5 protein-coding genes are annotated in these 4951 nt (G+C 59.0%); 4 read left to right on the top strand and 1 reads right to left on the bottom strand.

Translation table 11 applies throughout. The annotated features are described in order from the left end of the window. Window positions 1-396 precede the first annotated feature (396 nt). Window positions 397-1197 carry a DNA adenine methylase gene (locus tag C5F48_RS21785; protein ID WP_107665849.1) on the bottom strand — a complete coding sequence of 267 codons (801 nt, stop codon included), beginning with the start codon at window positions 1195-1197 and terminating at the stop codon, window positions 397-399. A 133-nt stretch (window positions 1198-1330) separates the two neighbouring features. On the opposite strand from C5F48_RS21785, the gene C5F48_RS21780 reads away from it, so the two are divergent. From C5F48_RS21780 to C5F48_RS21765, 4 genes are all read left to right on the top strand, one after another. Beyond that, the gene (locus tag C5F48_RS21780; RefSeq protein ID WP_107665848.1) at window positions 1331-1546 is read left to right on the top strand and encodes an antitoxin VbhA family protein; all 216 of its coding nucleotides are present in this window, start codon (window positions 1331-1333) and stop codon (window positions 1544-1546) included. A 3-nt stretch (window positions 1547-1549) separates the two neighbouring features. Beyond that, window positions 1550-2158 (top strand): Fic/DOC family protein, encoded by a 609-nt coding sequence (locus C5F48_RS21775; RefSeq protein WP_107665847.1) that lies wholly within the window; start codon window positions 1550-1552, stop codon window positions 2156-2158. A 315-nt stretch (window positions 2159-2473) separates the two neighbouring features. Further along, entirely contained in the window at window positions 2474-3844 is a 1371-nt protein-coding gene (locus C5F48_RS21770; RefSeq protein WP_146170699.1) for a sensor histidine kinase, read from the top strand. A 102-nt stretch (window positions 3845-3946) separates the two neighbouring features. Then, a complete protein-coding gene (locus C5F48_RS21765; protein ID WP_219907824.1) occupies window positions 3947-4759 on the top strand; it encodes a sensor histidine kinase in 813 nt (270 codons plus the stop codon). Window positions 4760-4951: the final 192 nt, after the last annotated feature.

The following is a 4951-nucleotide window of genomic DNA, read 5'->3' as shown; positions in this document are numbered from 1 at the left end:
ACCTAATCCTGCAGGAAACCGGATGAGCCCGGGGGAAGCCGGAGGATCGCGGATCATCACGTCGGATCAACGACTTGAGCGCCCAGGGTGACCCCGGCAGGCCCAGCTCCCGAAGTCCGGCAGTTGCGCCGAAACAAGCCTCGCCACGGCTCAGAACGCCCTGACACGGCCCAGTCCGGCCATCGGAGGAGGCACCGTTTAAACGCCCGTAAAACCGGGGTTTTTGCTCCGATCCGCCCCGAAACTGCCCGTTGCTCCCCCTGCCCTTCGCTCCCGGAACATGCAAATCGCGCCGCATGTTCCACCGAGCTGTTGCATGTTCCTCTTTTCCTAGATTCGTCAGCGGCTTAGCCGAGTGACGGCCAAGCGAAGCCTCCGCCGAGCATGCAACTGATTTCAGCAACGGACACGCTCCGAAGAGATCAGCAGCTCAGCCGCCGGCGAGCCTCCGGCCCTGCCGACGGTGTAGCTGGTCGTCACCGGCGTCACCTGGAAGCGGCCGAAGATCTCCCGGATCTCGGGCACGTCGTTGATCGACAGGATGAACTGGCCGCGGATCCCGGCCAGCTGCTCCGCCATCTTGGCGAAGTCGGCGCGCGAGAAGAGCGCCTTGCCGTAATCGCCCTCGCAACCCCAGTACGGCGGATCGAGATAGAACAGGGTCTCCGGGCTGTCATACCGCCGGATGCAGTCCGACCAGTCCAGGCACTCGATGACGACGCCCGCGAGCCGGGTGTGCAGGTCTTCCAGCATCGGCTCCAGCGTGGTCAGGTTGAAGCGGCCAGGGCGTTCCCGCACCACACCGAAATTGCGGCCGGAGACCTTTCCACCAAAGGCCGTCCGCTGGAGGTAAAGAAAACGAGCGGCCCGCTCGAGGTCTGTCAGGGTTTCGGGATCAACCGCGACGAGCCGGTCGAACTCTGCTCTGACGGTGAGTTGGAAGCGCAGCATATCCAGAAACGCGACGTAGTGGCGCTGCAGGATGCGGAAGAGGTTGGCGACATCGCGACCCCGGTCATTGATGACCTCGGCCCGCGGACGCTGGCTACGGCGCAGGAACACCCCGCCCATGCCGACGAAGGGCTCGACATAGGTGACGCAGTCAATGCGGTCTATGATCGAGGTGAGGCGCTTGGCAAGGTTGCGCTTGCCGCCCAGCCAAGGGGCGATAGGTGAGGTCGATCTGGCAAGTGTCATAGGTCGTTCCCGAAGAGCATCTCAAATGAAACATATCAAGAACACTTACTTCAAACACCCCTCCGGTGACCGTTCATTCTCGACGCCGCGGCGAGTCCGGGCTAAGCTTGCCGGAAATGCCCGGAGACATGCGATGCGCATCGAGAACCCTGTCACGATCCAGCCTCAGCAAAGAGCCGAGCGCTCACGCATGCTAGCCAGCGCCGTGGCGAGCCAGCGAATTGAAGGGCTCGAACTGGATGCGCAGTCGAAAAGGGATTTTCACGCGTTGGAGGGCGGGGAGTTGAGCGCCTCGGAGCTCCGCGCACGGCTGCTTTCCCGCTACAGCAGGGCGGGCGCAAGCCGGTAAGCGATGGCGCGATACGAAGGCGGCGAGCAAGGCCTCTACCCGGGCACCGGTGTACTGATCAACAAGCTCAACATCGCGGATCAAGCGGAACTGGACGCGGCAGAAGCCGCCATCGTTCTTCTCGCAACATTTGAGCTGTCACAGAGACCACTGCCGGAACCCCCATCGGGGCCGGGCTTTCAGTATTTTCTCAGCATCCACCGCGCCCTGTTTCAGGACGTCTATGCCTGGGCCGGACAGATCCGCGATCTGGACATCGCAAAGGGGCAGACACGATTTGCCAATTTTCGCTACATCGCCAGCGAAGGAAACAGGCTGACCGAAGCCCTCGCAGAAGAAAGCTGGCTGGCTGGCCTCAACACCGGGCAGTTCGCATCGCGTATGGCGTATTACATGGGTGAACTGAACGTCCTTCACCCGTTTCGTGAGGGGAACGGCCGCGCCTTGCGCGAATACGTGCGGTATCTTGCGGGACGTGCAGGGCACCCGCTCAGTTGGCACGGCGTCACGTCAGACGAAATGATCGCGGCTTCGATCTCGGCATATCAAAGCGACCACAGGCCGCTTGAAGTCATTATCCTTCGCCAAATCGCAGCAAGCTCACAGGCCTGAGCGACCCACAACGAGAAGCCTGACGCCCGCGAGCCGTTGCCCGTAAGGCCCCTTATGTAAGCTAACCCCGTCTATGTCAGGTAAGCCCGGTTATGTAGGGTTTCGGGGTACGCTGCATCGAGGCGTCTCCAACCCTTGACATCCTGGCAGGGCAGGTGCGCCTATGAAGCCGGTGACTCATCTTGCCGCCTTGGCGTACGTGGCTCGGGGAACACAGCTTGGTTACCTTAGTTGAGTGCGGCATGTACGCTCCGCGATCGCGCGTCATGACTTGTGCTTCAGATAACATCACGAGCAACCGTCTGGTCCAACCATTTGATCCACAATGACAATCTTTCACAGCTTCCCATGGCGGCGTACGCAACAGACGGCGCCGGCCTCATCACAGCCTACAACGATCTTGCAGCCGAACTTTGGGGCCAGCATCCCAGCCTTGGCGAGATCCGATGGTGCGGCGCTTGGGGCCTCAGGGACGCGTTCGATGATCCCGTTGCCCCGGAGAAGTTGCCTGTGGCCCGGGCGCTCAGTTCGCAGGTCGAGCTTTCTGAAGCAGATGTCATAATAGAACGGCCCGACCGATCAAGGATATCGATCCGCTCCCAAACACGCGTAACTTTTAAAAATGGCGCAGCGGTGGGCAGCATCACTCTCCTATGCCGCCAATCTGCCACCATATTTGATAAGCTTCAGCAAGAGCGCCTCGCTGCTATCGTATCGACATCCGACGATATAATAATCGGCAAAACGCTCGACGGCATCGTCACATCTTGGAATGCAGCAGCCACTCGGATCTTGGGGTATGCGCCGGAAGAGATGATAGGAAAATCTATCACGCGCATTATCCCGCCGGAGTTAATGGAAGAAGAAACGTATATAATCAGCAAGCTCCGGAGCGGCGAAAAAGTTGACCACTTCGATACTGAACGCTTGAGCAAAGACGGTCGGCGGGTCGCGCTGTCGCTAACCGTGTCTCCTTTGAGGGATGAGCTTTCCAAAATCGTTGGCGCTTCCAAGATCGGCCGGGACATTACCGAAAGAAGAAGAGCCGAAGATCTTCAGCGCCGTCTGTTCGACGAACTCAATCACAGGGTGAAGAACACACTTGCCACCGTTCTAGCACTTGCGAAGCAATCAGCACGGCGAGCAGTAAATCCAGCACAGTTTGCAGAGAGTTTTTCCGGCCGGGTGCAAGCTCTGGCTCGGGTGCATGATCTCCTTGTGCGCGGTGAGATGGTAGGCAGCGAACTGGCCAGCCTTGTCCAAGCTGAGGTTCTGGTAGGAGCAAAGGCCGATGGTCGAATAGAAATTTCCGGCCCGCCCCTTATCCTCGACCCGAGAACTTCGGGACAAATCGGATTGACTTTGCACGAACTCACGACCAACGCGAAAAAATTCGGGGCGCTTAGCACAGCAACGGGTCAGCTCCTTGTTGAATGGAAGATTCTGCCTCAACAGCAGGAGCTGCATTTCTTGTGGAAGGAGAGCGGGGCGCCTGCCCCCGTCGCCGGCAACCCTGGGTTTGGAATGTCCCTAATAAGGCAAACGATTGAAGCCGCCGGCGGAACATCGGAACTGAAATTTAGGGAAGATGGGCTGCAATATTCTATTCGACTGCCGCTTTCACACTCCCTCGCAAAAAAAGCAGGCTTCGATGTAGGAAACGAGTCCGCTGGAAAGTGGATTTGAGAACTTGCTCTTGCGTCGAGGAGCACACCGGATAGGGTCGCCAGCGGGCAACGGGGCTGTGTCCGATTTTTTGCGGAATCTTCGATATGGGTAAGCGCTAACATGGCGAACGCGAAATTAGATTATACAAAGTGGCCGCCTGACGAGATCCGGCGCGCGGTGGACGCGGCTGGTGTGGGACTTTGGTCCTGGAACGTGGACACAGACGAGATCGTGCTGGATTCTCGGGGACACGAGCTGTGGAACGTGTCAGAGACCTCGGCCCTCAGCTTTGAACTTCTATCCGAGAAGATCCACCCGGCCGACAGGGACCGGGTGCGCGCTGCATTCACAGCAACACGCGCCATCCTGGGAGCCTATGAGATCGACTTCCGGACTTTGATAGATGACGAAGTCAGGTGGATCTCGGCACGGGGGCGTGGAAGCGATGAGGGCATTCGCCGCCGCAGAATGGTGGGCATCTTTCTGGATGTCACTGGGCGGAAGCACACCGAGGAGAGCAGCGAGCTGCTGGCCGGCGAGATGAGCCACCGCGTAAAGAACCTGCTCACTATCGCGTCCGGCTTGACGAACATCACTTCTCGCTCTTCGGACTCGGTGGAAGACATGGCGAAACAGCTAACAACGCGGTTGGCGGCGCTTGGCAGAGCGCATGATCTGGTCCGTCCTCTTCCAGGAGGACAAGGAAAGGCGGCCCTCCTTGGAGATCTGCTGACTATTCTCCTCGCTCCCTACGACGAACAAGGGGCCTTTGAGGGACGCATCCGCGTCGCTGTTCCCCGCTTGGGGGTTGGCGAAGCCGCGGCTGCAGGCCTCGCCATGGTTCTACACGAACTTGCGACCAACTCTCTCAAGTACGGGGCCCTATCTGGGGACAGTGGTTTGCTAGACGTCTCCGGCCAAGTCGCTGGGTGAGGACGTAAAGATCGTCTGGACCGAGCAGGGCGGACCGGAAGTCAAGGCGCCCACAGGTGAACTTGGATACGGATCCAAACTGGTGCAGCAGATGATTGCGGGTCAGCTTGGTGGAAGCGTCGATTACGATTGGGCGAAGTCTGGTGCGGTTGTCACCATTTTGATCAAGGCGTCGATGCTAGTTGAATAAGC

Source organism: Cereibacter changlensis JA139 (genome assembly GCF_003034985.1).
Taxonomy (GTDB): Bacteria; Pseudomonadota; Alphaproteobacteria; order Rhodobacterales; family Rhodobacteraceae; genus Cereibacter; species Cereibacter changlensis.
This window is presented reverse-complemented; position numbering and strand designations above follow the sequence as displayed.